Genomic DNA, 26,375 nt, shown 5'->3' on the forward strand with positions numbered 1-26,375 from the left:
GATGACGCCGCGTGGTTCTGGTTGAAGGACAACCCCTACCGGTTAGAAACCTTCGACGGCCAACACCCAATCTTTATCATTTCTGGACATTCCTGTCACAGGTATGAACGGACTACTCGTGTTCATTGCCATGTTGTGGCTTGTCCTTGCAATCGCAGTGGCGTTCCACGCGAATGGGCAAGGACGAAGTGGCTTATTCTGGTTTATTGTCGTCTTCATCCTCGGAATTTTTGGTGTCGTGTTCTACCTACTGGCGATTACCGGCGGTTCATCGGAGGAATCCACCGGAGAGGTCCCCGGTAGTGGTCCAACTGCCCGGAGTTTCGAACGAAGAGTTCGGAATCAACAGACTCTATTTTTTGCTGTGGAAGAACACCTGCGAAATCACGGTGTCGTGACCAAGACTGGGCTACAAAACACGGTTTTCCCCGAACACCCGGTCGGATACGAAACTGAGAGTGATTGGTGGGATGATTTCGTCTTGCCCGAACTCGAAGAACGAGAGAAGTTCGAGCGGGTGGACGGAATCGAAAACGGATGGAAGCTTGCAAGCAACGGTTGAGCTTGATTTGCCGGTAGATAATCCGATGACGCCGCCGGTTATTACACCAGCCGTTACGGAATTTCGGAGAAGATAGTAACCACGCCCGCAACTTCTGCCAATTTTTGGTAGATTCCTGAGCTAACTTGCTCCGTGGACACTATTGGTATATGGGAAGAAGTGAAGGGGCACGCATGGATAGTTGAACATATGTCAAATTCACAATTGAGCCAGCAAGACACCTATGCCGACCGAAGAAAGGCCCAGTCAGAAGAATGAAAAAGTAGCCGATTAAGGGGGAAATACAAAGGGGGTTGTAACTAACGGGGTAATTACTCTCGGAGTAGCTCCCTTTCTGTCATCCAAACCATGAGGGAGAGTTATAGCTATCACCTGCTATTCAATGCGAGTGTACTAAACCTCGCGGCGTCATCGGTTCTAAACACGGTTTAGATTAAATTACACTCTATACGGTTTTAAACTCCAGAGTAGAGCCTTGCACTACACTTTCGCGCATCTCACGGCTACGTCAGAGCCAAGATTGATTCAGAATCCACTCAAGCCAACTGTGCGCTCCATAGGAAGGTTTCTGAGCGCTTGATGAGTCAACCATCATCTAAGTATTCAAGTGGATTCTGAGGGCAGTGAGAGTGGTTAGAATAGAACGGGTTCGGTCCGGAATTTGGATACGACTACTCCCTTGGTGGGGTTATTGAATTTTACAAACGTACAGCTATTTCATATCGAATGCTTCTTTTCTTAATTCTCGTTTCTCGCTCTCTGTTCTCGCATCGTAGTGCTTTTCCAGCGTTTTGGTGCTGACGTTCATCCGGTCGGAAAGCAGTTCCTTCGAATGGCCATCGTTCAGCCACGCTGTGATAGCACTCCGACGGATTGCGTGGGGAGGAACCGATGAGGGACAACGTTGGGATTTCTGATACTCATCTGCGGCCTCACAAGCGGCCTCATCGCGTTGGTGCGGGCAGTCGCCGCTGTAGTGGCAAGGGCGAGTGAGAGCGTTGATGTTCTGTCTGAGGTTCGTACCTGCGGGCCGACCATAGCGAGTCGTCAACAGTGGCACCCTGTCGTAGTCGTCGGTTGTCGGCTTGCGATGCATCTGGATGTAGTCGTCCAGCACCTCACAGACCCACCCGTGGAGGTTCACTTCCCGCTCCGCGTTAGCTCCGTTCTTCAGTGGTGTCGCCTCATCGGGGCGGTGACGGACAGTGACGTACTGTTCATCAGGGTGGTAATCACCGAGGTCAAGTGCTCGAACTGTTCCAAGTCGGAATCCGGTGTCCCAAAGAAGGGCAAAGAGTGCGTGACGGAGGGTTCCATACTCGAACTTTTCCAGATACCCCAGTATCGCCTCGGCGGTGTCGGGTTCTATCTTTGTGTCGCGGGTGTCGTCATCGGGTGAAGGAATAATCATCCGCTCTGCAAGGCCAGCGTCAACGACATCCATCGACTCCAACCACCGAACGAACACCCTGAGTGTGCACATATTGTTTTTCAGGGTCATCTCGCTGATTCCCCCGGTCTCTCGGCGGTGAATCTTGAAGTCGTGGACGTGGAACCCATCGAGGTCGGATACGTCGTCCAACTCGTTTTCGTCGGCCCACTCAACGAAGCGACTGAGTGCATACTTGTGATTCCGGTAGGTCGATTCGGAAACCTCGGGTTTTCGCTCTTTCAGATACCGTTCGACTGCGCGTTCGGGTGACATACTTCGGGTCATGTTTGTTCCCGAACCACGCGCACATCGGGCCGTAGCCGCCGAATGGTGGTTTCGTGTTTATGACGGCTCCTTCACACGGAGCAGGTCGGCAGTGAGCGGTGAGCGGAGCGAACCGCGAATATGACGAGACGCGCACAGCGAACGCAGTGAGCGAGCACGTCTCGGCGCAGTTCGAATCTGCCCCAACCCATTTTCTGATTCCTCGCAACTCCGAGCGACAGCGAGGTCACTGTGTGACCTCGAATGCGAGCGGTGAAACCGCGAGCAGCGAACGTCGTGAGCGGAGCGAGGTGTCTGTGGAATCGAAAATGGTGACGGGGAGATTCGAACCAGCGAGCAAATCTCTGATTTGCGAGTGAGGTTCGTGCGAACGGAGTGAGCACGAGTATGCGGAGGAACCGCCGCAACGAGAGGACACGAGGCTGTGTTTTGTGGAGTTCACGCGAACTATGTGAACGTGAGTACGTTCGACGAACCAATCCCATCTCAGGTGTACGGTCACACGGTACACGCCCGCCCAAACCGTGCAGTTCTTCCGTCGGAGTCGAAAACCGGAGAGTATGGGTTTTGGAAGCTACGACGAGTCCGAACAGGAGCGACAGCAGTCGAACGACGATGAGGATATCGAGGGCGTCAGCGCCCACGAACACGAACACGAAGGGACGGTCAACGTTGAAAGCGACGTCTCGACGGACGCACTCGTTGAGCGTCTCAGCGAGATAAAAAGCGAAGAGTGACCACAGAACGTTAGTTTCCGTCGCTGGGACGCCGTCTCATTCGCTTTTTTGCGATACCTCCTCTCGGCAGCGAAGGATAGTTCTGAGTTCGAAGATGGCTCGCCCCCAATTTGGTCGCAACCCAGAATTAGCAGCGACTGTTCGCCTACCTGTGCATACTGTCTCCGTCAGAGTAGGGTTCCAGACGGTATCCAAACCAGCGCAACGGTCAAAGCCACCCTCAACTCTGGTGACACCGAATGAGTGTGGGTTCGACGTGTTCAAAATAATCAAATTTTAAACATATATCGTCAGAGCATCGCCTCAAAGAGACAATTTTGACGACTCATTGCAGGATCATCTACTTTCTCTGATAATTAATATAGAACGTCCTTGTGGAACGATTCAATCCCAAAATTTCAAATAGTACTGAATTTTGGGGATACTGGCTGTGGATAACTTTCCAATTAGACATACGAGGGGAAGAATACCGATACTTGTGTAAAATTGCCGAAACAATCTCAACCGTTTTTCTCGAAGGCTATCCAATCTTATCACTGATTACACATGAAAATAGAAACACGCACCGCTGCCGTGTTCATGGCTGTATTTCTCGTCACCGCGTCCGTAGTAGGGATGGGATTCGTTGCAGCAGAGAACACACAGCGCATCGGTTCAACAGCAGCGTTGGCTACCGAGAGCGGACCCTCGATGCAGGTCGATGGCGACGCGAGCAACGAATCGTTCAACGTGTCGGAACTCATCGCCCCGCGGGAAGCACAAGCAGGTGACACCATCAACGTCACCGCCACCATCACGAACCCGAACGACAATTCCGCGACACAGGAAGTCGAGTACCGTGTGAACGGTGACGTCGTCGAGCGACGGATGGTCGAACTCGACGCCAACGAGGATGCGACGGTCACCTACGAGGTTGACACGAGCGACTTCGAAGCAGGGACATACATCCACGGTGTCGAAACGCGCGACTACGGTGAGTTAGCGCTCATCGACATCACCGATGAGTCCGGCGACGGTGGGGACGGTGGGACGGCACAGGATAGTACCAGTATAGAGATCACCAACGTACAGGTGACCAACGTTCAGGTCACTAACGTACAGGTCGTCATCATCGAAGCAGACGACGGTAACGAAACGAACGAGACGACCACAACCGAGACGCCTACCACCACGACGACGACCGAGACGCCTACCACCACGACGACGACCGAGACGCCTACCACCACGACCGAAACCGCGACTGAGACTGAGACGGCTACTGAAACTGCGACCGAAACGGCTACCGAAACCGCAACTGAAGCCCCGACTGACAACGGTGAGGCGCCAACTGATGATGCCACCACCGAAGCGCCAGACGGGACTGCGACGGCGTAACGATACGGAGCAGTTCGGCAGTGAGCGGTGAACAAAGCGAACCGCGAACTCGGAGGCGACCAAGGTTCCAACCTGTCCACCTTATTCCCTGAAAAACCACCTCACCACTCCCGCCGTCGCTCGAACAGTCGATACGGAATCGTGGTTCGCCACCCAGTGTGTGGGTCGATTTCGTCGGTCGCTTCGAACCCGGCTTTCTCGTAGAGATGGACCGCCGCCTCGAGTTCGTCAACCGTCCAGAGGAACACGCGTTCGAAGCCTTGCCGGTCGCAGAAGGCGAGTGCCTCGTCCAGTAACTGCTGTCCGAGACCCTGCCCGTGGAGCGACGGGTGGAGGATAAAGTAGCGGAGTTGCGCCCCAGCTTCGGAATCCGGCCGGCTGTCGATGGCGAGTCCGCCCATGACGGTATCGCGTTCGTCGATGACCGTCCACAGGCCGTCCCGACCCGACTGATACCGGCCGACGAACGCGGCGATCCCTTCGGCGATGTCCCGTTCGAACGTGGGACCGAGGTCCCACAGCGCCCCATAATACGTCGCGTGTAACTCGGTGAGGCGACCGACGACACCCGGAACGTAGCCCTCGCAGATTCTCACAGAACCCATTGGCGTACAGTAACAAACACGAGATGCAAATACTCGCGGGGCCACGGGAGGGTCGGAGTTGGAGTGCGAGAATTTATTTTCCAGTTGGGAGTGATAATCGAAGAGTAGGGTCTCGATGGCAACACCCCACAAGTGCACAAACCGGTGTTCGAGTCGATGAGCAACACATTCGTCCGAATAGCGGTCGTGTTCTTTCTCGCACTCGTCCTCAGCGGCGCGTGGATCGGTATCTGGAACCACCAGCAAATCCAGACGTGTCAGGAGCAGGACGATGCGAACTCGGACGACTTCATCGACTGTGAAGACCCGTTCAGCGATATCGCCCGAGGTATCTCGCTCCTTCTCATTTGCGTTGGTGGCATCGGCGGCGTGGCAGCGTATTACCGCTGGTATCGCTAATCATACGACTTGTCCGTATCCAACCGCGTCGAAAACCCAGCGAGCACGAGCGCGACGCCGACACCGATTCCGCCGAGGGTCAAAAAGAGCGGAGCCAACTCGCCACCACCGGTGAGACCGCCCCAGAGTGCAAGGATGCTCGGAAAGAGTACCACCACCGCGCCGACTCGGAACGTGAAGACGAGAATCGGATGGAGTGCGTTCGGTTCGAGGAGACTCCCGTAGACGAACACACCGCCAGCGCCTGCGGCGAGGACACAGTACGATTGAATCACTCGCAACCAGATGCCGCCGCCGGTTCCCACGAGATTGTACAGCCCCAAGGCCCCGCTTGCGGACAGTACAAGCCCGATTCCAAACGTACCGACCCGAAAGAATGAACCAACGGTACGTGGCCGAGGACGTGACATACTACACGATACCGGGAGTCTCGTAAAAACGTATGCTGCATCCCTGTTACGAGAGGCCCTCGAAGAGTGACCGTCCCAGACAGTACCCACGTCGTGCTTTTCACTCGGAGTGGAGAGTCATATTAGAGACATTTTTCGCAATGACCATCCTCGCAAAGAGACAATTTCTTCGGACTGTTGCAGAACAAACGACCTTTTCTGACAATTAAACCGGCCCCTCTCGAAGAGTGTCTCAACTAATTGCAACTCCTAAAAATGCGAAATACAAGGTCTAAGAACCCATATTCCCAAACTGTCTCACGGCGAACGACGAGTAAAATTGTCTCAAATGTGTAAAACTGTCGAAACAATCTCAGACGTTTTTCTGGATGACTTGCATACTTTGTCATCGGTTGTACATGAAACCACGCACACGCGCAGCGACTGTGTTCGTTGCTGTGTTCCTCATCACCGCATCGGTTGCGGGGGTTGGGTTCGCAGCAGCGGGCAACAGCGCAGAACGCATCGACGCACCGACAGACCAGCTCGTCGATGGGCAAGCCTTCGCACAGGTCGATAACGAATCGAGCGAGAACGAGTCGTTCAACGTATCGAATCTCACCGCTCCCGAAGAAGCAGAAGTTGGTGAGACCATCGAAGTCACCGCAGAGCTAGAGAACCCGAACGACGCAGAAGCGACACAGCCTGTCGAGTTCCGCTTGGAGGGTGACGTCGTCGAACGCCGTAACATCACGCTCGAAGCGAACGAGACGGCGACGGTGACGTTCGAAGTCGATACGACGGGTCTCGAAGCCGGGACCTACATCCACGGTGTCGAAACCAACGACTTCGGTGAACTGGCGCTCATCGACCTCGTCGAAGAAGGTGAGGGAGATGGCGCGGCCGCACCGTCAGACGATGAAGAGACGACTGACGAAGAGGCACCCGAAGGCGACGCATCACTGAACTTCGAAGACCAGACCAGTGATGGAATGGTCGTCACGGTCGAGTACGCCGACCTCTCTGAGGGTGGCTTCGTCTCGATTCAGACCGAAGACGGTGAAATTCTGGGCGTCTCCGAGTACCTCGAATCCGGTAACACGTCGAACATCTCGATTCCGCTCATCCCGATGATCGAGGAGTCGCAGACGCTCACCGCGACTGCACACCTCGACACGAACGACAACGAACGTATCGACTACACTGGTCCGGATAGCAACGAAGACGTCCCGTACGAAGAGGACGGCGAGCCGGTGACTGACGACGCGTTCATCACGGTCGAAGAAGAGACGGCAACCCCGACGACGACCACGACCGAAGATAACACGACGACGACGGACAACGAAACCACAACGACGGACGACGAGACGACCACGGCGAACGAAACGACGACGACCGAAACCACGACCGAAACTGAAACCACCACGACGGAGACGGCAACTGAGACAGAGACCACTGAGACGGCTACGGAAACCACCACTGAGACGGCAACCGAAACGGCAACCGAAACCGCAACTGAAACTGCCACTGAAACCGAAACCGAAACCGCTACGGAAACCGAAACCGCCGACGGTGACGGAACGGTGACCACAGACGAAGTGGCCTAAGCACGCGGCTCACGTCGGATATTCCGAGATTTCTTTTTTACGTCGTCACGGCGAGACCATGTCCTGAATCGCACGGAGCATCTCCTCTGGGACGACCAACACGCCGTACCAGACGAGCACGACGACGAGCGCGGTGTACCCAATCGAGATACCAACGTCACGAGCGAGTGCTCGGGGCGTCGTCTCCGGATCCTCGCCCGTCGCGGCGACGAGCGCGCCTTTGTGGAGCATGATAAAGCCAATCACGTTCGTGAGCCAGTAGCCGACGATGATTCCGGGGAGGAACCACGTTGGAACGAAAAAGGCGACGAGAACGCCGAACACGTAGGCTAATGGGAGATTGACTACGAGGTCGTTCCACCACGAAAGCGGCGAGAGGATGAAGCCGATGAACGCGACGATTCCGCCAGTTGCACGCTTTCGTTCCATCCCTACTACTCACCGCGTGAGGAGAATATTCTTCGCACGACGTACATGTGCCTGCGGTAGTCCGGAGATTCCGATAGAACAGTCACCCCAGGATTAGACGCCAAGTTCGTCGGCGAACGCACGCAGGTCGGGAACCGTCAGGTCCGGTTCTGGACCGAACGGCTCCCACGGCGACGACTTTCTATCCACCCAGACGCCCTGCATGCCGGCGTGCTGGGCACCCATCACGTCGAACCAAGCGGCGGTGGCGTGGGCAATCTCGTCGATTGGCGTGCCCGTTCTGGCGGCGGCGTGGCGGTAGAGTTCGGCGTCGGGCTTGAACGTCGCAACCTCGTCGGCGCTGATGACGCCGTCGAGGAGCGACCCGATATCGGCGTGTTCGACCATCGAATCGAGCATCTCCGGATTTCCGTTCGAGACGACGTAGCACCCATAGCCGGCGGATTGCAGTCGCTCGATGGAGTCGCGTACGTCGTCGAACACGTCGAGTTCGTGGTAGACGGCGAGGATTTCGTCGCGTTCGGCTTCCGAGACAGGGACCTCAGAGGCGTCGAGGGCGTACTGAAGCGCGGCGCGGTTGACCTCGTAGAAAGGGCGATAGTCGTCGATGGGGTTGCCGACGAACGTGTATTCGAGCGACCGAGCCCGCCACAGTTTCGAGACGGGTTCGGGGTCGGCCACGTGTTCGGCCAGCGCCTTCTCGGCGGCATCGACATCGACGAGCGTGCTGTACGAATCGAACGTGACGGTGGAGACGCGAGTCGGGTCGAACGACATGGCGCACGATACGTGGTACCGTGTGTTAATGGTACGCCGGTTGTGCAGTCCGGAAAATCGAACGAGGGGGTGTGAGTTAGTCTTCTTCGTCCTCGTCCGCGTCGTCGTCCTCCCAGAGCGTCACGAGGATGACCGCGTCCTGCATGTCGAACGCGCTCTCGTACTCGTTGGTCGAACCGAGTTCGAACAGGAAGATGGCCTGGTTGTCGGCCAGTTCCATGGTCTCGCCGTCGTCGCTGATGTACGGAGCGACGAACTCCTCGACGTCGTCTTGGCCGTCGAAGCCGTTGATATCGGGGACCGGGTCGCCGTTTCGAAGTACCCGGACCTGCTTGTCGTCGTCGGCCGAACTCGCCTTGACGTAGCCCTCGGCCTCGGCGATGACGACGATGCCGTCGCCGCCGGACCCACTGGCGTTGAACGCGCGTTTCTCGCCGTCGTTGACGTTCTCCCAGTCGTCCGGCGCGTAGGTCGTCTCGCCGACGACGAACGTGACTTCGACCGGTACGTCGTACCAGCCAGCCTTGATTGCGCTGCCGAGGAGTTCGAAGTCGCCGGTGAAGTCGCTCGAGGGGACGACGGTGCCGTCGTCGATGTCGAAGTCTTCTTCCGGAATCGGGTCAGGGTCCGGCGTTGGCTCCGGGGTAGGTTCGGGGGTTGGCTCGGGAGTCTCTTCAGGTGTCGCTTCGGGCGTCGCCTCCGGAGTGGGTTCCGGCGTCACTTCTGGCGTCGGTTCGGGGGTTGCCTCTGGAGTCGCTTCCGGCGTTCCTTCGGGTGTCGCGGTGGCTTCGACGTTTCTGACGTTGTACGAGTCGCCGACGCCGCGGACTTCCAACTCGATAGTCGTCGTCGCGGCGGGACCGCCCGCACCGACAATCGAGACGTTGACCGTATCGGACTCGATGCTGGTCACGTCGCTGGGGGCGGTGTAGACGAGTCGAGCGCGGCCGGACTCGTCGGTTCGAACGGTGGTCGAACCGTCGGGTGCCGCGACGGAACCGCCGAGGGGCGTCGTGTCCGCGAACGTAATCTGTGCACCCGCCGCGGGCGCGCCGTACTCGTCGAAGGCGCGAACGACGAGCGTCTGTTCGCCGCCCGCGGGGACGCCGGCTAAGTCGCCTTCTTCGACGATGACGTACTCGGCGTCGGTCGGTTCGAGCGCCGTTCCGATGCTGATGCGAGCGATTCGCAGGTCGTAGGTCTGGCCCGCCGCGAGTTCGACAGTGACCGTGTTGGGGTTGCCGTCTGGGTCGCCGAACACGACGCTCGCGTGGGGTTCGTCGGCGAGCAGGTCGTCCCACGCTGCTTCCGAGAGACCGGTGGGGACCGTGATTCGAATCGGCGAGCCATCGTCCGAGACGGTGAGCGACTCGGTTCGCGTCGAGACGGCGCTGAGCGAGACGGTTTCGCCCGCCGTCGTGTGACCGTCGAGGTCGCCTTCGAGGATGACGAGGTTGACCGTCGTGCCGCTGACGAGCGACTGTCTGTTGACGACGATGTCGCCCTCGGCGTCGAGGTAGGAGACGCCGGACTCGATGACGAGCGACTGGCTCTCGCGTTCGGTGTACTGCGGGGCGTAACGGAGCGTCGTCGCGTTGCCGAACGCGTAGGTCGTGCCGTTCCAGTAGGTCGATTCGGCACCGAGTGCGACGGCGTGTTCGAGCGTGACCGACTCCGCGTCGGTCGTCGTGAACACCCCGGTCGCGTCGGGGGGCGACAGCGAGATGTAGCGGTTGTCGTACGAGAGGTCGGTCTCGACGGCGACGCTTCCCTGCTGGTCGAACCCGGCGGTGCGGAAGACGGCGCTGTCGAGGCTTGCGAGGTCCGACGAGACGCGGGCGTTGTGCGCTGCTTCGTCGCCCGCGGTCCAGACCGGCGTGCCGGCCATCTGGACGACGGCGATGACCGAGACGACGAGCCCGAACGCGAGGATGAGCCCGAGGATTTCGGAGACGCCGCGGGAGTCGGTGGTTCGCCGGGTCATCTAGTACTCCTCCTCCGGCGCGCTGATGTTCAGGTCGCCGTCGGCGTCGAGCGAGGCGTCGGGGATGGAGATGCGCGTCGCGGCGGTGATGGTGATATCGCCCTTCGCGGAGATGGCGGGTTCGCGGCCGCTGACCATCCCGGTGTCGGCGGTGATGACCACGTCGGCGCTCCCCTTCGACGAGGCGATGTTGGCACCGACGACGTACACGTTGGTCTCGGCGTCGATGTCGATGTCGCCATCGGCGAGCATCACGACGCCGTTGAGGTTGATACCGCCCGTCGCGGATTCGACCACCACGTCGTCGTTGTCTTTCACGCTGCTGATGCCCGCACCGGCGAGGTCAACGCCGGTCTCGCCGAGAATCACCACGTCGCCGTTGCTGCTGAGGTCGGCGTTGCGGGCGCTGACGAAGCCACCCGTCGATTCGACCGAGAGTTCCTCGCCGGGTTCGACGGCGGTCATGCCGGCGCTGTCGAGGGTGATGTCGCCACCAGCGGTAATCGACACGTCACCCTTGCCGAGTTGGTTAACCGACGCGCCCGTGAGGTCCACGGTCTCGTCGGCGGAGACGGTGATATCGCCGTTCTTGCCGGCGGTGAGGCTCACGCCGACCGCGTCGAACGACCCGGAGTTGGCCTCGACCGTGATGTCACCGTCGGTGTCGTAGGTGATCACGTCGGTGTGGAGCGAGACGCCCTCACCGCGCAGCGTGACGCTCTCGTCGGCGGTAATCGTCGAGACGCTCGGTGGGACGACGAGCCGGTCCGAACCGGCGTCGTAAACCACGTCGCCGCCGGTTCCGGTGTCGTTAATCTGTCTTCGAGAGCCGTCTGCGCTCTCGGCGTAGACGTAGCCGGGGTCGTAGACGTTGGCGACGAGACCGCGGACGGGGTCGGCGACGCCGTTCTCACGGACCTGTACCTCGAAGGTCATCCGGTCCACTTCGGTCCCCGAGGAGTTCTCGACGGAGATGTCGAACTCGTCGGAGACGACGCCGTCGAGCGAGTCCTGCGCGCGGTAGACGAACGTCGCGCGGCCGTTCGAGTCGGTGACCGTCGAAGTCGTGCCGGGACCGTCGCCGCGGACGAAGACGCGACCGTCGTCGTCGTCGGCAGTGACTTTCGCGTTCGAGACGGGGTTGTTCTGTTCGTCGCGGACTTCGACGACGACGCGCTGGTTCGCGCCGGCGGGGACGACTTCGTTCGCGCCTTCGACATCGACCATGTAGGCTGGTTCCTGGTCGGAGCCTGCGGTGTTGATGCCGACCCGCGAGATGTGCAGGTCGTAGGTTCGGCCGGGTCTGAGTTCGACCGTGAGCGTGTTGTAGTCGCCGCCCTCGGTGTACGTGAGCGACTGGACGTTCGGTTCGTCGGCGAGGAGGTTCTGCCACGTCTCTTCGGAGAGCTGAGTGGGCACCGAGATGGTGATTGGGGTGCCGTCGTCGGTGACGGTGATGTAGTCGGTGCCGGCGCTGACAGGGGTGACCGAGATGGTCGATGGGTCGGCGCTACCGGTGTTCATCTCACCTTCGAGGAGGACGAGCGAGATGGTCGTGCCATCGACGAGGCGCTGGGTCGCGCCGACTTCGTTCGTTTCGTTGCCGTTGGCGTAGGCGGTGTACTGCGCGAATCCCTCGTGGGCGAGCGTGGGCTGGTTGAGCGTGTTGTAGCTCGGCTCGTAGTGGAACGACTGGGCGTCGAACGACTTCGCGCTGCCGTCCCAGTAAGTGCCGGTCTCGCCGGTCGCCACCGCGTTGTCGATGCTGGCGACCTGTTCGTCGGTCATCTTGAGCGTCCCGACGCCGGGCGTGGGCGAGACGAAGAACGCGCGAGTGGGGTAGGTGACGCTGCCGGCGACGGTCGCACGGCTCGTTCGGCCATCGGCCGCGAGCGCGACACTCTCGTCGAGGGCGGCGAAGTCGGCTTCCGCGTCGGTCAGGTGCTCGAACTCGGCCTGCTGGTTCCACGCGGGAACCGCCGAGACTTGCACCATGGCGAGCAGGGAGATGACGAGACCGAACGCGAGGACGGTCCCGAGCACCGCGGATGCGCCGCGGTCGTCACTGCCGAAGTGCGGACTCGCCCGTCCGAGTGACGAGCGGAGTCCGCGGCAGACGTGCCTGAGGGGCGTTTGAACGTATGAGAGCGATTGTGAGGGGGTCATTGATTTACACCAGTGCGAACGCGACGAGGCAGACTGCGGCCAGTCCGAGGGCGTATTTCAGGCCGCTGAGTGCGCTGTTGTCGGCGAGTTTGCCTGCGAGCAGGCCGCTGCCGATTGCTTGGATGAGCGACGAGTGGAGGAACACCACGTTGTAGCGGTCGATTGGGACCGACGAGATGCCCATTGGGAGACTCGACGCGCCCGCGGCCGTCTCGGGCAGCGAGAGTTCGGCGAGCGGGGCGAGGTAGCTCGCACCGAGCATCAGGATGACGAAGAGGTACACGAAGTACCCAATCACCACGATGGCGATGTACGAGCCCATGGCGCGACGGCGCGACTTTTCGAGTTTGTAGCGGTTGCGCGTGTCTTCGGCGGCGACGCTCAGGATGCGCGAGAGGTCGCCGCTGGTGCGGCCACCACTTGCGATGAGGCGAATGACGCGGGAGAGCTGCGGCACGCGGAGGCGCGCGGCGAACGCCATGAGCGCCTTGTTCGTGTCGTGATTCCACGTGATGTCGTTGCGGAGGGTTTTGAGTTCCGAGGCCAGCGCACCCGACGACCAGCGCGAGACGAGCGCGAGCGATTCGGTGAGGGGGATACCCATCTGGTTCGCGCTCGACAGCAGGTTGAGCGTGTCGGGGAAGCGGCGTTCGAGGCTCTGTTCGTAGTGGCGGCGCATCTCGTGGAACACCATGAGGGGCACCGTGACGATGGCGAACGGAACGGCGACGAGCCAGAGCGTCGTGCCGTACGGGTCGGCGAACATCGCATCGAGCGTCGGCGAGGCCAGTCCGAGGACGACGATTGCACCGAGTGCCGCGATTGCCGCGGGGACGGTGGCCAGCATCGTCAGGTAGGGCTGTTGCTTCAGCAGTTCGAGCGGGTCGTCGAGGAGGTCCACGAGGTTGTGGACGACCATCGTTCGGCGGTAGTCGTCCATGCGAGCGTCCGCGATACCGCCGTCAGCGGCGACGTCGCCGTCGCCCCAGCGTTCCTCGCGGGCGCGCTGTAGCTCGTGTTTCGCAACGATGTAGGCGTCAGTGAGGACCGTCTGAATCTCATCGAGGACCGTCGTGTCGTCCTTCGTCCGGACCGTGTCCTGCGTGTAGGGCGCCGAGAGCACGTCGATGAGCAGGAGGAATATCGCCATCCCGAGCGGGAAGACGAGGTAGCTCAGGGCGTACAGTTGGACGAGGGTGTTCCCGCCGAGGAAGCTGATGACCATCAGCGTCACGATGAGCAGGAGCGGCGCGGCGACGAACACCGCGACGAACACCTCCGAGAGCATCGAGAGCGTCTCGATGAACTCTTCTTGCTCTTCGCGGGCCTCTTCGAGGTAGGTCGAAGATTCGCGGTCGAGGAAGGCGGTCACGTCGCCGCCGGAGTCGATGACCGAGAGGAGGTCGTCGAGGAACTGCTCGAAGTTGAGCGACGAGGTGAGGTTGCGCGAGTTGCGCAGCGCCGTGAACAGGTCGTTGCCGAACAGGTCCATGTCGCGGATGATCATCTCGAACTCGCCGGAAACCTCGCCGTAGTCGTCCGCCTCGGCGACGGCGCGGATGACTTCGAGGAAGCTCATCCCGCCGTGGCTCAGGGCGTACATGTAGACGATGGCGTGCGGGAGCAGAATGTCGATGTTCCGACCGCGCATCGTCGCGCGACTCTTGGGCAGGTAGTAGCGGACGTAGTAGGTTCCCACGCCGAGCATCGAGCCGACGAGGAGCGCCAGGAGGAACCCGAGGGCGGGCACCTTCAGCGGGCGCAGGGTCTCGGCGAGACCGGGCGAGACGAGTGCGGGAAGCGACAGTCCAGCGAGGACGCCGAGTTGGGCGAAGACGAACGCGACGAGCGCGCCGACCAGGCCGCCACCGAGCGCGGCGATGGCCGCGAGTTTGACCGACTCGGTGAGGTACACGTCGTAGGTCGTCCCGACGCGGCCCTGGTTCAACCAGCGCTGGAGGTCACGGTGCGCCGCGGGGTGGCGCTTGAAGTACGTTCGGATGTAGCCGTAGCGCTCGCGGAGTTGGCGAACCTCTTCGGGCGACTCCTGAATCGCCTCGCGTGGGAAGTACTGCTCGACTTCGTAGTCGGGCAGGGGCATCCCCATCTCGGAGTCAGCGGTCATTCGCTTCCTCCGCGACGTCGCTGGCGGACTCATCCGCGACGGCGTCGTCCGTGGCGTGGGTGTCGTCGGCCGAGTCGGTCTCGTCAGCGTCTGTCGAGTCGATGTCGTCGGAATCTGCGTCAGTCTCCGAGTCGGCTTCTTCGACCATCTGTTTCTCTATCGCCTCGATTTCGTCCTCGTCAGCGCCGAGGTCGATATCGAACAGTTCCGACAGGAGGTCGGCCGTGTCTTCGGAGACTTCGACCACGTCTTCGCCGTCGAGGTCGAAGGTGGCGTCTTCGGGAGCGTCGCGGTCGCCCGTCGCGTCCGAAACGTCTCGCACACCGGCGTCGTCGTCGATGTCGAACCCGGCGTTCGAGTCGTCACTCTCGTCTTCGACGGTGACGAGCGAGGTGTTCTCGTAGACCTTTTCGAGGAGACCCTGCCGGTCGCGTTCGAAGCGGCGGATGACCGCGGCAACGTCGAGGTAGTGGGTGACGCCTTGGGCGAGCATGTAGCGGAGCACGTCGGCGCGCACGTCCAGTTCGTACTGGAGTTCGCTCTTGGTCCAGCCGCGTTCGGTGGCGATGTCGTCGAGGACTTTCGACGACCCGGCTTTCACGTGCGTGTCGTTGGTCGGGTCGCGGGTGAACGCGTCGGCCAGTTCGACCTCGCCGTCTTCGTCCACGTCCACGACTTCCGTGACCGCGACGTTGCGGCGGGTGCGGTCACCGTCGAGGTAGATCTGCTTCTGGACCGAGATGATGTCGAGTTCCGACAGCATCTGCGAGGGGACGCCGAGCGGTTCGTTGCGCATGCGGTGGACGACACCCTCCGAGGAGTCCGCGTGGAACGTCGTGTAGGCGGTGTGGCCCGTCGCAATCGCGTGGAAGAAGGTCAGTGCGACGCGTTCTTCGGTGCGAATCTCGCCGACGAGGAGGTACTCGGGGCGCTGGCGGAGGGCGGCCTGCAACAGCGCGTACATCGACACCTCGCCGCGACCGTCGGCGGTGAAGGTGTCGCGGGTGACCGATTGAATCCAGTTGTCGTGCGGGAGGGTGATTTCGCGGGTGTCTTCGATGGAGACCACTTTCGCGTGGCCGGGGACGAAGAACGACACCGCGTTCATGGAGGTGGTCTTGCCGGAGCCGGTGCCGCCGGCGAACACCAGCGAGCGGTTGTTCTCGATGGCGAGCCAGAAGTACGCCATCTGTTCGACGCTGAAGGTGTTCGACCGCAGGAGGTCCACGGGCGAGAGCGGTTCGTCCGAGAATTTGCGGATGGTGAAGTTCGACCCGCGGGTGGCGATGTCGGAGCCGAGGGTCAACTGGACGCGGGAACCGTCCGGAAGGCTGGCGTCAACGAGGGGGTCAGAGACCGTGAGTTGCTTGCCCGCGCGCTGGGCGAGGCGAATCGTGAACGACGAGAGGTCGCCGTCTTCGAAGACGATGTTCGACGGCATGTCGCGGTAGGCTCCGTGGAAGACGTACACCGGAACGGCGTCGCCGTCGCAGGAGATGTCCTCGATGAGCGGGTCGCGGATGATCGGGTCGATGCGACCGTAGTGGATGAAATCGCGCAGGAGGAAGTAGTACAACTTCCAGAGCGAGCCGTCTTCGACGGTCGCGGCGTGGTCGCTGATGATGTCGCGGGCCTCGTCGTCGAAGACGTCCTCGCGCTCGCCGTCGTGGTCGAGGTCGCGGTAGAGCAGGCTGTTGCGGAGAATCTTCGTCAGGTCGTCGCGGACGAACGACTCGAAGGAGTCGAGCGCCGGCTCGGTGACGTGGTAGCGGTGTTCGCGCGCCTGCGGGTCGTAGACGATGGAGACGAACGCGAACGGCTTGTTCACCCAGTAGTGCTCGGTGTCTTCGACGTCGTCGAGAAAGGAGAAGTCGAAGAAGCGCTCCTCGATGAACTCGTCCGACGGGGCCGGAGCGAACGCCGTCTCTGAGTCGAGTTCGGCGAAGAACGCTTTGACTTCCCGGAGCACCGCTTCGCGCAGGGTCTCGGGACGTGGTTCGGACTCGCCGGTCTCGGCGTCGGCTTCGAGGTCGTCGGTCTCGGGTTCACCGAACTCGATTCGCTCGGACGCGGGAATTGGAAGTTCTCTCGCGCGTGCGGCCATGGCTTCGACGCCCGTGGTGGGGACCAGTTCGGTCACGCCGCTTCCGTCAGTTCGGACTGTGTCGTCGTCTCGCCCCGAGTGTGTGTTCATTTTGTCAGAAGGCATCATTCTCTGGATACACTGAACGACTGGAAACTGTGTAAGTATGGAGAAGCTATATGTTCGAATCCGGTCGTTAGGACCTAGTTACCCGCGGAATGATTGCGTTCGCCAATTCGAAGCAGGCAGTGGATTTCGTCAAACGAATGGCGAAATGACTCGTTTAGCGACGCCGGGCGCACGCCGAATATGCGCGTGGCGCATTACGTCGCACGAATTTCACATGTTAGCACGGACCATGACATTCAAAAACACAGGTAGATTGCGTCTCTCGTCTGAATTCGACGCTTCCGCCCCGACAGCGCCTTGCGATTTCATGATTTTCAGTTGTGAAGAAAAGGGACGAAGCTTCAAGACAGGACGGGTTGTATATGAAAGTGTATTATGGATATTGCTGATATCGCGACTCCCGATTACGTCGAGGTCAAAGCCACCGAGCGATTAGGCAAGGTCCGCTCTCTCTTTGAGCGTGAAAATCCGAAGGGCATCATCGTGATGGATGATGGTGAGTACGCGGGAGTTGTCGGTGAGAAACAGCTCATCAACTCGCACGTCGAAGACAACACCAAGGCCGCGGCGCTGATGAAGCCTGCCCCCAAAATCGACCGTCACGAGAACGTGCGCGAAGTCGCGCGCATGCTCGTCGAGGGCGATACGAAAATCGCGCCAGTCTACGAGAACGGGGACCTCTACGGCATCGTGACGCAGGACGCCATCCTCGAAGCTGTCCTCGAAAATCTGGACGCCCTCGCAGTGGACCAAATCTACACCGACGACGTGATTACCATCGGCGAACGCGACCACCTCGGGCAGGCTATCCACAGCCTCCGCGAAAACGGCATCTCGCGGCTTCCGGTCGTCAACGGTGACAACCGACTCGCCGGCGTCCTGACCACCTACGACCTCGTCGAGTTCATGGTGCGCGACGAGGGCCGACAGGGCAAACAGGATCGCCGCGGCGACATCGACCGGATGCTCGACCTGCCGGTCTACGACCTCATGACGAGTCCCGCGCTCACCGCGACGCCCGAGGAATCGGTGCGCGACGCGGTGGCGCGAATGCTCGAAAACGACATCGCCGGTCTCATCATCACCCCGGCTGACGACGACGGCGAGGTGCTCGGCGTCCTCACCAAGACGGACGTGCTCCGTGCGCTCACCTACACCGAACAAGAGCGCATGGACGTGCAGGTGACCAACATCGACCTGCTGGAGACGCTCACCCGCGAGAACATCATCAACGCAATCACCGAGGTTGCCGACAAGTACCAGCGGATGAACGTCATGCACGCCCACGTTCGCTTCCACGAACACAAGGAGAAACTCCGCGGCACGCCGCTCATCCAGTGCCAGATTCGCCTCCGCACCAGTCACGGGCAACTGGCGGGCAGTGGCGAGGGCTACGGCGCAGAACACGCGTTCCACGTCGCGCTCGACAAACTCGAACGCAACGTGCTCGAACAGAAGGGCTTCGAAGCCGACGAGCGCTACCGCGGCCAGTTGCTCCGGAAGCTGAACGAACTCTAAGCCGAACCAAAAATAGCTTTTTTAGAACTCGGTACCCGCCAGCCCGCGGTCCGTGATTTTGAACGTCGCCGTCTCGCCGGCGGGCTTGGCGCGGTGTTTTTCCAGCGTGGCACGGCGGTTGCCGCCGCGGAAACGGTCGAGTCGAAGGACCGTCCCCGTCCAGTGTTCGAGCGTGTGGCCGCCGAGTGCGCGCGTGCGGTCGGTGTCGGGGTCGGAGTACACCTGATTCGTCAAAACGACCGCGAGGTCGTGTTTTCGCGCGAGCGAGAGCAGATGCGTCACCTGTCGGGCGACGCGGCGCAACGATTCGCCAGCGTCGCCGTCGGCGGTGCGTTCGAGTCGGTAGAAGCCAGTCGCCGAATCGACGACGATGAGGTCGGCGTCCTCGACGAACTCCTCGGCGTCGCGGACGGCCGCCTCCTGGTCTTCGAAGTCGTACGCTTCGCTGATGAACAGCCGCGAGGTGACCTCGTCCACGTCGCCCGGTGCGACTGCCTCGGCGAGTTGCCGGAAGCGGTCGATAGACAGCCCTTCCGTATCGATGTAGACGACGGTCCCACCTGCTGCTGCGACGCGAACGGCCGCCGAGAGCGCGACGTTCGTCTTCCCTGCGGCAGGCGGCCCGTAGACCTGCGTGACGGTCCCTCGCTCGAACCCGCCGTTGAGCAGGTTGTCGAGCGGCGTACACCCGGTCGAGACTGGCTCTGTCACACCCGACGCTCCGCGCTACCACCCGAAAAAGCCCCCGGTCCGCGCGGGTCGAATCCACGATACCCTTTATTTTGCACGTCACGAACGTCACCTGTGATTGTCGTCGCCACCGCCGATTTCGAACTGTACCACGAAGCGGTCGCTGAATTGCGAAATCGCGGTGTCGATTTTACCACCATCGAACCCGGTGACCCGCTCCCCGAGCGAACGGCCGTCGTTATCGCCGCGCCGGACGACGACGTTGGTGACAGCGACGTCTCGCGCGTGACCGCCACGGGCGAGGAGGCACGGCGCGCAGTAGACGAAGCACTCGCCATGCTCCGCGGCGGGAGCGGCCGGACGATTATCGGCGTTGACCCCGGGACGAGACCCGGAATCGCGGTCCTCTCGGGTGAGACTATCGTCGCCGCCTTTCACGTCCCGCTCGCGGACGCGGTGTCGGTCATCGAGCGCGAGGCGAACGACGCGATCGACCCGCTCGTCCGCATCGGCGACGGTGCACGCCTGCAGGGGGCGAGAATCATCAACGACCTCCACGAGATTCCCGTCGAACTCGTGGACGAGACGGGGACGACACCCTACCTCGGAACCGGCGCGCGTGGGATGGGTGACGTCCTCGCCGCAGTCAACATCGCCCAGATGGAGGGCGAACCCATCGAATCGCGCGAGATAACGCCGACGGATGGCGAACTCCAACGAATCAAATCCCGCTCGCGCGAGGAATCAGAGGATAATCGCACCATCGACGAGGCACTGGCGCGCCGGGTCGCCGCCGGCGAGTTGGATATCAGCGAGGCGCTCGACGAACACCGCGAACGAGATTCGTAATTCGCTGACTGTGTGAGCGGCGAGAAATTGACTTCATGTCAGTCGCGCGCGTACTTCTCCTACCATGACCTCCATGAGCAAGCGCGCACTCGACAAGGCCGTCGAAGACTTCGACAGTATCGGAACCACACACGTCGGAACCGGATGGGTTGACCGGTCGGCCTATCCGTTCGAGTCGAAGTGTCTCGGTCTCTCCGACGGAGCGGTCCACTACGTCGATGAAGGTCCCGAAGACGGCGGACAGGCGACACTGCTCATGTTGCACGGAAACCCGACGTGGTCGTTCCTGTACCGCCACTTGATTCGACACCTGCGAGGCGAGTACCGCTGTCTCGCACTCGATTACCTCGGGTTCGGTCTCTCGGAGCGCCCGCCGGGGTTCTCGTATCTCCCCGAGGACCACGCCGACGTGGTCGAGGAGTTCGTCGAAGAACTGGGACTCGAAGATATCGTCCTCGTCGTCCAAGATTGGGGCGGCCCAATCGGTCTCTCTTACGCTATCGACCACCCGGAGAACGTCCGCGGTCTCGTCGTGATGAACACGTGGCTGTGGCCGGTCGCCGACGACCCCCACTTCGCTCGGTTCTCGCGGGTGCTCGGCGGCCGAATCGGCCGCGAACTCTGCGAGCGATTCGACCTGTTCACGCGCGTGGTGATGCCCCTTGGATTCGCGGACCGCTCGAAGTTCGCCTCACAAGCACGCGAACAGTACCTCGCCGCGACTCGCGCGGGCAGAACTGGAACCGGCGTGTTCCCGCAGTCGATTCTCACCTCGTCGGCGTGGCTCTCGTCGCTGTGGGAGCGCCGGGACCGAATCGCCGACGTTCCGACGCGACTCATCTGGGGGATGGAAGACCGGGCGTTCCGGCCCGCCGAGTTGCGGACGTTCGAGAGCCTCTTCGAGAACTCTTCGACCGTGAGACTCCACGGCGTCGGCCACTACGTCCCCGAGGAGTTCGGCGTGAAACTCATGCCGCTCGTTCGGAGTTTCCTCGAAGAGCTGGACGAGGAGTAGCAACACCGGCGAGATTTATCGCCAATCCGCGAGTCTATTCTCGAATGGACCCCCGAATCACCGTGGTGACACTCGGCGTCGCTGACCTCGACACGTCGATTCAGTTCTACCGCGACGGTCTCGGACTCCCGCTCCGGGAGCGCGAACCCGACAGCGACATCGTCTTCTTCACGCTGGAGGGGACGTGGCTCGCACTGTACCCGCGAGAACTCCTCGCCGAGGACGTGACCGTTCCAGCAGATGGCGAGGGCTTTTCAGGCGTCACTATCGCGCACAACGTCTCTACGAAATCGGCCGTCGAAGCGGTTCTGGAAGAGGCGGCGGTCGCCGGCGGTCGAATCGTCAAACCGGCCCAAGAGGTGTTCTGGGGAGGGTACTCGGGCTACTTTTCTGACCCCGACGGCCACCTGTGGGAAGTCGCGTATCCGATGCTCACCGAGGAGTGAATAGGAGAAGGCCGTCCGCTACTCGTCCGCCGCGACCGCATCGACGGCTCTCCGCATCACTTCCCGAACCGCGAGACCGGTCTCTTTGGCGACGGCGAGCGCGTCGTCGAACTCGGCGCTCCGGTCGTAGACGGTCCCGTCGGCGTCGCTGGCGACCTTGACCGTCACCTCGTAGCTGTCGCCGTCGATGTTCAACTCGGCCGTCTCGAACTCCCTGTGGGCGGTCCAGCGGTGGCCCGCGCCGTGTTCGCGGATTCCGAGCGTTCCCGTCTCGATTGCGAGGCGGTAGGCCACGCGCTCGACGTCCTCGGGGCGGACGACGACCTTCACGAGGTGGCCGGGTCGGGCCTTCTTCATCGTCGTCGGGAGGATAGTCACGTCGCGTGCCCCGGCGTCTTTCAACGTGGATTGGAGACTCCCCAGAATCTCGGGTGTGGCGTCGTCGAGGTTCGTCTCGAGGACGGTGATTTCGTCGCGGACGAGGCGCAACCCGCCGTCGCCGACGAGCGCGCGGAGGACGTTCGGATGGTCGGGGAAATCCCAACCGCCCGCGCCGTAGCCCGATTTCGAGACGTTCATCGACGGGAGCGTCTCGACGCCGTCGGCGAGGTGAGCGAGGATGGCAGCGCCAGTGGGCGTCAGCAGTTCGGCCCCGACCGGCCCGCCGCGAATCGACCAGTCGGCCCGTTCGACGACGTTGAGGACGGCGGGCGCGGGAATCGGGTAAGTGCCGTGGCTCATCGACGCCTCGCCGCCCCCGACCGAGACGGGGGCGGTGACGACGCGGTCTACGTCGAGGTCAGAAAGGAGGAGGCACGCCCCGACCACGTCGGCGATAGCGTCGTCCGCGCCGACTTCGTGGAAGTGCGTCTCGTCGAGGTCCGTCCCGTGGACCTCCGCCTCGGCCTCGCCGAGGACGCGGAAGATGGCAGTCGCGTCCTCGACGACCGAGTCTGGAAGGTCCATCGACTCGACGAGTTCGACGACTTCGGGGTAGGTCCGGTGTGGGCCGTGGCCTTCGGCGTGAGTGTGTTCGTGCGAGTGGTCGTGACCGTGCTGGTGTCCGTGGTCGTGGTGGTGATGGTGACCATCGCCGTGGTCGTGATGATGGTCGTCGCCGTGTCCGTGGTGGTGCTCTCCGTCGTCGTGTGAGTGGGCGTGGAAGTGGCCGCGCACGCGACTTCCGTGGTACTCGTCGGCCTCACCGTCAGACTCCGAAGCTTCGGTCTCGGCGTCGTCCGTCTCAGCGTCAGCCGCCTCAGTGTCGTCTCTCTCCTCGCCGAAATCGCCGCCGTGGCCTTCGCCGCGCGGGTCGCCGCCGTCGGTCTCTGCGAGCACGACATCGACTTTCGTCGCCACGATGCCGTTCTTGTCTACGTCGTGGATGTGGTAGGAGACGTCGAGGGCGTCTTCGACCGGCGAGAGGACCGCCGGGTCGGCCCCGGCCGCGACGAGCGCGCCGAGGAGCATGTCCCCGCTGGCACCCATCCGGCCGTCGAACGCGAGTAATCTCATACGCGTTTTGTCGGCTCGCAGGGGTAAAAACGCCCGGCATCGCGGCGTTCGGAGAGTGCCGCAGTCGCTAGGGATTAATAGCTGCCCGTCCTACGGTGTGCTACGCTGTGACTAGGTGTGGCCGACCCCCCGAATGCGGTTCGGGGAAGAACTTATCCGGTGGCCTCCCCGAGATATCAGCATCCCCGCGAGTAAATCATGAACGAAGTCCAACTCGAAGTGGCGAAAGCGTACCCGAACGACTCGGGTCGCGGTATCGCCCGTCTTGACCCGGACACCCTACTCCATCTCAAGCTCTCGCCGGGAGACATTATCGAGATTGAAGGAGGGAAGAAGACCGCCGCCAAAGTGTGGCGCGCAGACCGGCAAGACTGGAATACGGATACGGTCCGCATCGACGGGTTCACGCGACAGAACGCCGACGTCGGTATCGGCGAGCGCGTGACCATCCGAAAAGCCGAGGCTAAGAAGGCCGACCGACTCGTGCTGGCACCGCCCGAAGAGGCGAGCGTCCAGTTCGGTTCGGACGCCGCCGGCATGGTCAAACGGCAGATTCTGAAACGACCCGTGGTCGAACGCGACATCGTCCCGGTGATGTCGAGTACGAACCACCCATTCATGCGGTCGCCCGGGCAGGCGATTCCGCTCATCGCAGTCGAATCGAAGCCCGAAGGCGTCGTCCTCGTCACCGAGGACACCGACGTCGAACTCCGCGAAGAGCCGATTTCGGGGTTCGAAAAGACCGGCAGCGGCATCACCTACGAGGACATCGGTGGGCTGACCAACGAGATTCAGCGCGTCCGCGAGATGGTCGAACTGCCGATGAAGCACCCGCAAATCTTCAAAAAACTCGGCATCGAACCGCCGCAAGGGGTGCTGCTGCACGGCCCGCCGGGTACCGGGAAGACCCTGCTCGCGCGCGCCGTCGCCAACGAAACCTCGGCCAGTTTCTTCTCTATCGCTGGCCCGGAGATTATCTCTAAATACTACGGTGAGTCGGAACAGCAACTCCGCGAAATCTTCGAGGACGCGAAAGAGGAGTCGCCGAGTATCATCTTCATCGACGAACTCGACTCCATCGCGCCCAAGCGCGAAGACGTAACCGGCGAAGTCGAACGCCGCGTCGTCGCCCAGTTGCTGACGATGATGGACGGCCTCGAAGCCCGCGGTCAGGTCATCGTCATCGCGGCGACGAACCGCGTCGATTCGGTGGACCCCGCGCTCCGTCGTCCCGGCCGGTTCGACCGCGAAATCGAAATCGGCGTCCCGGACGAGGAAGGCCGCAAAGAGGTCCTGCAAATCCACACCCGCGGCATGCCGCTGTCGGACGACGTGGACCTCGACGTGCTCGCCGACGACACCCACGGCTTCGTCGGTGCCGACATCGAGGCGCTGACCAAAGAGGCCGCGATGAAGGCACTGCGCAGGTACCTGCCCGAAATCGACCTCGACCGCGAGGACATCCCACCGAGTCTCATCGACCGGATGGTGGTCAAGCGCGAGGACTTCAACGGCGCGCTCGGCGAGGTCGAACCGAGCGCCATGCGCGAGGTGCTCGTCGAGATTCCGAAGGTCACGTGGAACGACGTGGGCGGACTCGAAGACCCGAAACAGAAGGTCAAAGAGAGCGTCGAGTGGCCGCTCACGTCGCCCCAGAAATTCTCTCGAATGGGTATCGAGCCGCCGAAGGGCGTCCTCCTGTACGGGCCGCCCGGGACGGGGAAGACCCTCATCGCCAAGGCCGTCGCCAACGAGACGAACGCCAACTTCATCTCGGTTCGCGGCCCGCAACTCCTCTCGAAGTGGGTCGGCGAGTCCGAGAAGGCGATTCGCCAGACGTTCCGCAAGGCGCGACAGGTCTCACCGACGATCATCTTCTTCGATGAGTTGGACGCCCTCGCGCCCGCCCGCGGCAACGACATGGGCAACAACGTCTCCGAGCGCGTCGTCAACCAACTCCTGACCGAGTTGGATGGCTTGGAAGACGCAGGGAACGTCATGGTCATCGCGGCGACGAACCGCCCCGATATGATAGACCCAGCGCTCATCCGCTCGGGTCGCTTCGACCGCCTGGTGCTCATCGGCCAACCCTCCGAGGAGGGCCGCGAGCAGATTCTCGACATCCACACCCAGCAAAGCCCGCTGGCTCCCGACGTGAGCCTCCGCGAAATCGCCGAGATTACGGACGGCTACGTCGGTTCGGACCTCGAATCCATCTGCCGCGAGGCCGCAATCGAGGCGCTCCGCGAGAACGACAGCGCCGAGGAAATCGAGATGCGTCACTTCCGGAAGGCGATGGAGTCGGTCCGGCCGACCATCACCGAGGACCTGATGAGCTACTACGAACAGATTCAAGACCAGTTCAAAGGCGGTGCCCGCGAGGGCTTCACCGACACCCGCGACGGTCGTCTCGGCTTCCAGTAAGTCGATTCGGGCCGTCGCTATCGATTTTTTAACGCTCGACTGGAGAGCGGTGTGCGTCTCGAACGAAAACTGCAGAAAGAAGGCTTAGAACAACAGCGCGTCGTCGTTGTCGAGCATGTAGAGCGTCCGCGCGGCGATGTTGACCGCGTGGTCGCCGATGCGTTCGAGGTCACGAACCGTGAGCAGGAGTCGGCGCACGTCCACGAGGAACTCTTCCATGTCGATGTCGCCGTCGCCCTCGAAGTCGTCGCTGGTCATGATGTCGCGGACGATGGTCTCGGAGGCAACGTCACACATGTCGTCGAGGTCGTCGTCGCGGTCGGCGACCGAGAAACACAGGTCCGAATCCTCTGCGTCGTAGGCGTCCATCGACTGGTCCACCATGTCGAGGGCGGCATCGCCGATGCGCTGGATATCGACTTCGGTGTAGAGGTCGCTCTCGGCGTCGATGGCGTACTGTGCGAGGTTGGTTGCGAGGTCACCGATGCGTTCGAGGTCGGTGATGATTTTGAACGACGAGGCGATGAATCGCAGGTCGCTCGCAACGGGTTGCTGCAGGGCGATGAGGTCGATGCAGTCCTTTTCGAGGTCGAGGTAGATGCGGTTGATCTCGTGGTCGCCCTCGATGACTTGCCGCGCTTGTGCTTCGTCTTTGTCTTCGAGCGCCGAAAGCGCCTCGCGGACGCGCTCTGCGACGAGTTCGCTGAGGTAGAGGACGTCCTCCCGGAGTTCCTGGAGGCTCTTTTGGTAGCTTTGTCGGGACATGTCTCGTAGTGCGCGCTTGTTCGGCTAAAAGGTTACCCTTGACTACCTATTGCTATGTAGGACTATTTAT

The 26,375-nt window shown here is 61.4% G+C and carries 22 protein-coding genes; 10 read left to right on the plus strand and 12 right to left on the minus strand.

Going from position 1 to position 26,375, the window contains the following annotated elements:
* Positions 1 to 103 precede the first annotated feature (103 nt).
* Positions 104 to 562, plus strand: coding sequence for a hypothetical protein (locus ACFQJC_RS02845; RefSeq protein ID WP_390221735.1), 459 nt, complete (start codon positions 104 to 106; stop codon positions 560 to 562).
* Positions 563 to 1,274: 712 nt separating this feature from the next.
* On the opposite strand, the gene ACFQJC_RS02850 is transcribed toward ACFQJC_RS02845, so the two are convergent.
* Positions 1,275 to 2,267, minus strand: coding sequence for a tyrosine-type recombinase/integrase (locus ACFQJC_RS02850; RefSeq protein ID WP_390221736.1), 993 nt, complete (start codon positions 2,265 to 2,267; stop codon positions 1,275 to 1,277).
* A 572-nt stretch (positions 2,268 to 2,839) separates the two neighbouring features.
* On the opposite strand from ACFQJC_RS02850, the gene ACFQJC_RS02855 reads away from it, so the two are divergent.
* Complete coding sequence (locus ACFQJC_RS02855) at positions 2,840 to 3,016, plus strand: DUF5786 family protein (RefSeq protein WP_390221737.1); 177 nt, start codon at positions 2,840 to 2,842, stop codon at positions 3,014 to 3,016.
* Positions 3,017 to 3,631: 615 nt separating this feature from the next.
* The gene (locus ACFQJC_RS02860) at positions 3,632 to 4,390 is read left to right on the plus strand and encodes a hypothetical protein (RefSeq protein WP_390221738.1); all 759 of its coding nucleotides are present in this window, start codon (positions 3,632 to 3,634) and stop codon (positions 4,388 to 4,390) included.
* A 101-nt stretch (positions 4,391 to 4,491) separates the two neighbouring features.
* Here ACFQJC_RS02860 and ACFQJC_RS02865 read toward each other — a convergent pair whose 3' ends face one another.
* A complete protein-coding gene (locus ACFQJC_RS02865; RefSeq protein WP_390221739.1) occupies positions 4,492 to 4,995 on the minus strand; it encodes a GNAT family N-acetyltransferase in 504 nt (167 codons plus the stop codon).
* A gap of 156 nt (positions 4,996 to 5,151) precedes the next feature.
* On the opposite strand from ACFQJC_RS02865, the gene ACFQJC_RS02870 reads away from it, so the two are divergent.
* The gene (locus ACFQJC_RS02870) at positions 5,152 to 5,394 is read left to right on the plus strand and encodes a hypothetical protein (protein ID WP_390221740.1); all 243 of its coding nucleotides are present in this window, start codon (positions 5,152 to 5,154) and stop codon (positions 5,392 to 5,394) included.
* Here ACFQJC_RS02870 and ACFQJC_RS02875 read toward each other — a convergent pair.
* Entirely contained in the window at positions 5,391 to 5,717 is a 327-nt protein-coding gene (locus tag ACFQJC_RS02875) for a hypothetical protein (protein WP_390221741.1), read from the minus strand. The two genes, ACFQJC_RS02870 and ACFQJC_RS02875, sit on opposite strands and share 4 nt — an antisense overlap.
* 485 nt (positions 5,718 to 6,202) lie before the next feature.
* Between ACFQJC_RS02875 and ACFQJC_RS02880 the strand changes: the two genes are divergently transcribed.
* The gene (locus ACFQJC_RS02880) at positions 6,203 to 7,390 is read left to right on the plus strand and encodes a DUF7282 domain-containing protein (RefSeq protein WP_390221742.1); all 1,188 of its coding nucleotides are present in this window, start codon (positions 6,203 to 6,205) and stop codon (positions 7,388 to 7,390) included.
* Between the two features lie 45 nt (positions 7,391 to 7,435).
* On the opposite strand, the gene ACFQJC_RS02885 is transcribed toward ACFQJC_RS02880, so the two are convergent.
* The 6 genes from ACFQJC_RS02885 to ACFQJC_RS02910 form a co-directional block, all read right to left on the minus strand.
* On the minus strand, positions 7,436 to 7,819 hold the full coding sequence (locus tag ACFQJC_RS02885; RefSeq protein WP_390221743.1) for a hypothetical protein: 384 nt from the start codon (positions 7,817 to 7,819) through the stop codon (positions 7,436 to 7,438).
* A 93-nt stretch (positions 7,820 to 7,912) separates the two neighbouring features.
* Complete coding sequence (locus ACFQJC_RS02890; protein WP_390221744.1) at positions 7,913 to 8,596, minus strand: haloacid dehalogenase type II; 684 nt, start codon at positions 8,594 to 8,596, stop codon at positions 7,913 to 7,915.
* Between the two features lie 76 nt (positions 8,597 to 8,672).
* The gene (locus ACFQJC_RS02895; RefSeq protein WP_390221745.1) at positions 8,673 to 10,580 is read right to left on the minus strand and encodes a DUF7289 family protein; all 1,908 of its coding nucleotides are present in this window, start codon (positions 10,578 to 10,580) and stop codon (positions 8,673 to 8,675) included.
* Entirely contained in the window at positions 10,581 to 12,746 is a 2,166-nt protein-coding gene (locus ACFQJC_RS02900) for a DUF7289 family protein (RefSeq protein ID WP_390221746.1), read from the minus strand.
* Between the two features lie 4 nt (positions 12,747 to 12,750).
* Positions 12,751 to 14,871 carry a type II secretion system F family protein gene (locus tag ACFQJC_RS02905; protein ID WP_390221747.1) on the minus strand — a complete coding sequence of 707 codons (2,121 nt, stop codon included), beginning with the start codon at positions 14,869 to 14,871 and terminating at the stop codon, positions 12,751 to 12,753.
* Positions 14,861 to 17,080, minus strand: coding sequence for a type II/IV secretion system ATPase subunit (locus ACFQJC_RS02910; protein ID WP_390221748.1), 2,220 nt, complete (start codon positions 17,078 to 17,080; stop codon positions 14,861 to 14,863). The genes ACFQJC_RS02905 and ACFQJC_RS02910 overlap by 11 nt, the downstream gene beginning before the upstream one ends.
* A 378-nt stretch (positions 17,081 to 17,458) precedes the next feature.
* On the opposite strand from ACFQJC_RS02910, the gene ACFQJC_RS02915 reads away from it, so the two are divergent.
* Positions 17,459 to 18,601, plus strand: a complete 1,143-nt coding sequence (locus ACFQJC_RS02915; protein ID WP_390221749.1) for a CBS domain-containing protein — start codon at positions 17,459 to 17,461, stop codon at positions 18,599 to 18,601.
* 21 nt (positions 18,602 to 18,622) lie between these two features.
* On the opposite strand, the gene radB is transcribed toward ACFQJC_RS02915, so the two are convergent.
* Positions 18,623 to 19,312, minus strand: coding sequence for a DNA repair and recombination protein RadB (radB, locus tag ACFQJC_RS02920; protein WP_390221750.1), 690 nt, complete (start codon positions 19,310 to 19,312; stop codon positions 18,623 to 18,625).
* A 93-nt stretch (positions 19,313 to 19,405) separates the two neighbouring features.
* Here radB and ACFQJC_RS02925 point away from each other — a divergent pair, with 93 nt between their 5' ends.
* The 3 genes from ACFQJC_RS02925 (at position 19,406) to ACFQJC_RS02935 (ending at position 21,601) form a co-directional block, all read left to right on the plus strand.
* Positions 19,406 to 20,140 (plus strand): RuvC family protein, encoded by a 735-nt coding sequence (locus ACFQJC_RS02925; protein WP_390221751.1) that lies wholly within the window; start codon positions 19,406 to 19,408, stop codon positions 20,138 to 20,140.
* Positions 20,141 to 20,204: 64 nt separating this feature from the next.
* Positions 20,205 to 21,155, plus strand: a complete 951-nt coding sequence (locus ACFQJC_RS02930; RefSeq protein ID WP_390221752.1) for an alpha/beta fold hydrolase — start codon at positions 20,205 to 20,207, stop codon at positions 21,153 to 21,155.
* Between the two features lie 44 nt (positions 21,156 to 21,199).
* Entirely contained in the window at positions 21,200 to 21,601 is a 402-nt protein-coding gene (locus ACFQJC_RS02935; RefSeq protein WP_390221753.1) for a VOC family protein, read from the plus strand.
* 18 nt (positions 21,602 to 21,619) lie between these two features.
* Here the strand turns inward: ACFQJC_RS02935 and larC are convergent, their stop codons facing one another.
* The gene (gene larC / locus ACFQJC_RS02940; RefSeq protein ID WP_390221754.1) at positions 21,620 to 23,116 is read right to left on the minus strand and encodes a nickel pincer cofactor biosynthesis protein LarC; all 1,497 of its coding nucleotides are present in this window, start codon (positions 23,114 to 23,116) and stop codon (positions 21,620 to 21,622) included.
* Positions 23,117 to 23,314: 198 nt separating this feature from the next.
* On the opposite strand from larC, the gene ACFQJC_RS02945 reads away from it, so the two are divergent.
* A complete protein-coding gene (locus tag ACFQJC_RS02945; RefSeq protein WP_390221755.1) occupies positions 23,315 to 25,540 on the plus strand; it encodes a CDC48 family AAA ATPase in 2,226 nt (741 codons plus the stop codon).
* 84 nt (positions 25,541 to 25,624) lie between these two features.
* On the opposite strand, the gene phoU is transcribed toward ACFQJC_RS02945, so the two are convergent.
* A complete protein-coding gene (gene phoU, locus ACFQJC_RS02950; RefSeq protein ID WP_390221756.1) occupies positions 25,625 to 26,305 on the minus strand; it encodes a phosphate signaling complex protein PhoU in 681 nt (226 codons plus the stop codon).
* Positions 26,306 to 26,375 lie beyond the last annotated feature (70 nt).

Origin of the sequence: Haloferax namakaokahaiae (assembly GCF_042663225.1) — an archaeon.
GTDB classification, from domain to species: domain Archaea; phylum Halobacteriota; class Halobacteria; order Halobacteriales; family Haloferacaceae; genus Haloferax; species Haloferax namakaokahaiae.

Excerpts from the sequence above, each read along its gene's own strand:
- ACFQJC_RS02845 (WP_390221735.1), top strand. The coding sequence starts at position 104 with ATGAACGGACTACTCGTGTTCATTGCCATGTTGTGGCTTGTCCTTGCA.
- ACFQJC_RS02850 (WP_390221736.1), bottom strand. The coding sequence starts at position 2,267 with ATGTCACCCGAACGCGCAGTCGAACGGTATCTGAAAGAGCGAAAACCC.
- ACFQJC_RS02855 (WP_390221737.1), top strand. The coding sequence starts at position 2,840 with ATGGGTTTTGGAAGCTACGACGAGTCCGAACAGGAGCGACAGCAGTCG.
- ACFQJC_RS02860 (WP_390221738.1), top strand. The coding sequence starts at position 3,632 with ATGGGATTCGTTGCAGCAGAGAACACACAGCGCATCGGTTCAACAGCA.
- ACFQJC_RS02865 (WP_390221739.1), bottom strand. The coding sequence starts at position 4,995 with ATGGGTTCTGTGAGAATCTGCGAGGGCTACGTTCCGGGTGTCGTCGGT.
- ACFQJC_RS02870 (WP_390221740.1), top strand. The coding sequence starts at position 5,152 with ATGAGCAACACATTCGTCCGAATAGCGGTCGTGTTCTTTCTCGCACTC.
- ACFQJC_RS02880 (WP_390221742.1), top strand. The coding sequence starts at position 6,203 with ATGAAACCACGCACACGCGCAGCGACTGTGTTCGTTGCTGTGTTCCTC.
- ACFQJC_RS02885 (WP_390221743.1), bottom strand. The coding sequence starts at position 7,819 with ATGGAACGAAAGCGTGCAACTGGCGGAATCGTCGCGTTCATCGGCTTC.
- ACFQJC_RS02890 (WP_390221744.1), bottom strand. The coding sequence starts at position 8,596 with ATGTCGTTCGACCCGACTCGCGTCTCCACCGTCACGTTCGATTCGTAC.
- ACFQJC_RS02895 (WP_390221745.1), bottom strand. The coding sequence starts at position 10,580 with ATGACCCGGCGAACCACCGACTCCCGCGGCGTCTCCGAAATCCTCGGG.
- ACFQJC_RS02900 (WP_390221746.1), bottom strand. The coding sequence starts at position 12,746 with ATGACCCCCTCACAATCGCTCTCATACGTTCAAACGCCCCTCAGGCAC.
- ACFQJC_RS02905 (WP_390221747.1), bottom strand. The coding sequence starts at position 14,871 with ATGACCGCTGACTCCGAGATGGGGATGCCCCTGCCCGACTACGAAGTC.
- ACFQJC_RS02910 (WP_390221748.1), bottom strand. The coding sequence starts at position 17,080 with ATGCCTTCTGACAAAATGAACACACACTCGGGGCGAGACGACGACACA.
- ACFQJC_RS02915 (WP_390221749.1), top strand. The coding sequence starts at position 17,459 with ATGGATATTGCTGATATCGCGACTCCCGATTACGTCGAGGTCAAAGCC.
- ACFQJC_RS02930 (WP_390221752.1), top strand. The coding sequence starts at position 20,205 with ATGACCTCCATGAGCAAGCGCGCACTCGACAAGGCCGTCGAAGACTTC.
- ACFQJC_RS02935 (WP_390221753.1), top strand. The coding sequence starts at position 21,200 with ATGGACCCCCGAATCACCGTGGTGACACTCGGCGTCGCTGACCTCGAC.
- larC (WP_390221754.1), bottom strand. The coding sequence starts at position 23,116 with ATGAGATTACTCGCGTTCGACGGCCGGATGGGTGCCAGCGGGGACATG.
- ACFQJC_RS02945 (WP_390221755.1), top strand. The coding sequence starts at position 23,315 with ATGAACGAAGTCCAACTCGAAGTGGCGAAAGCGTACCCGAACGACTCG.
- phoU (WP_390221756.1), bottom strand. The coding sequence starts at position 26,305 with ATGTCCCGACAAAGCTACCAAAAGAGCCTCCAGGAACTCCGGGAGGAC.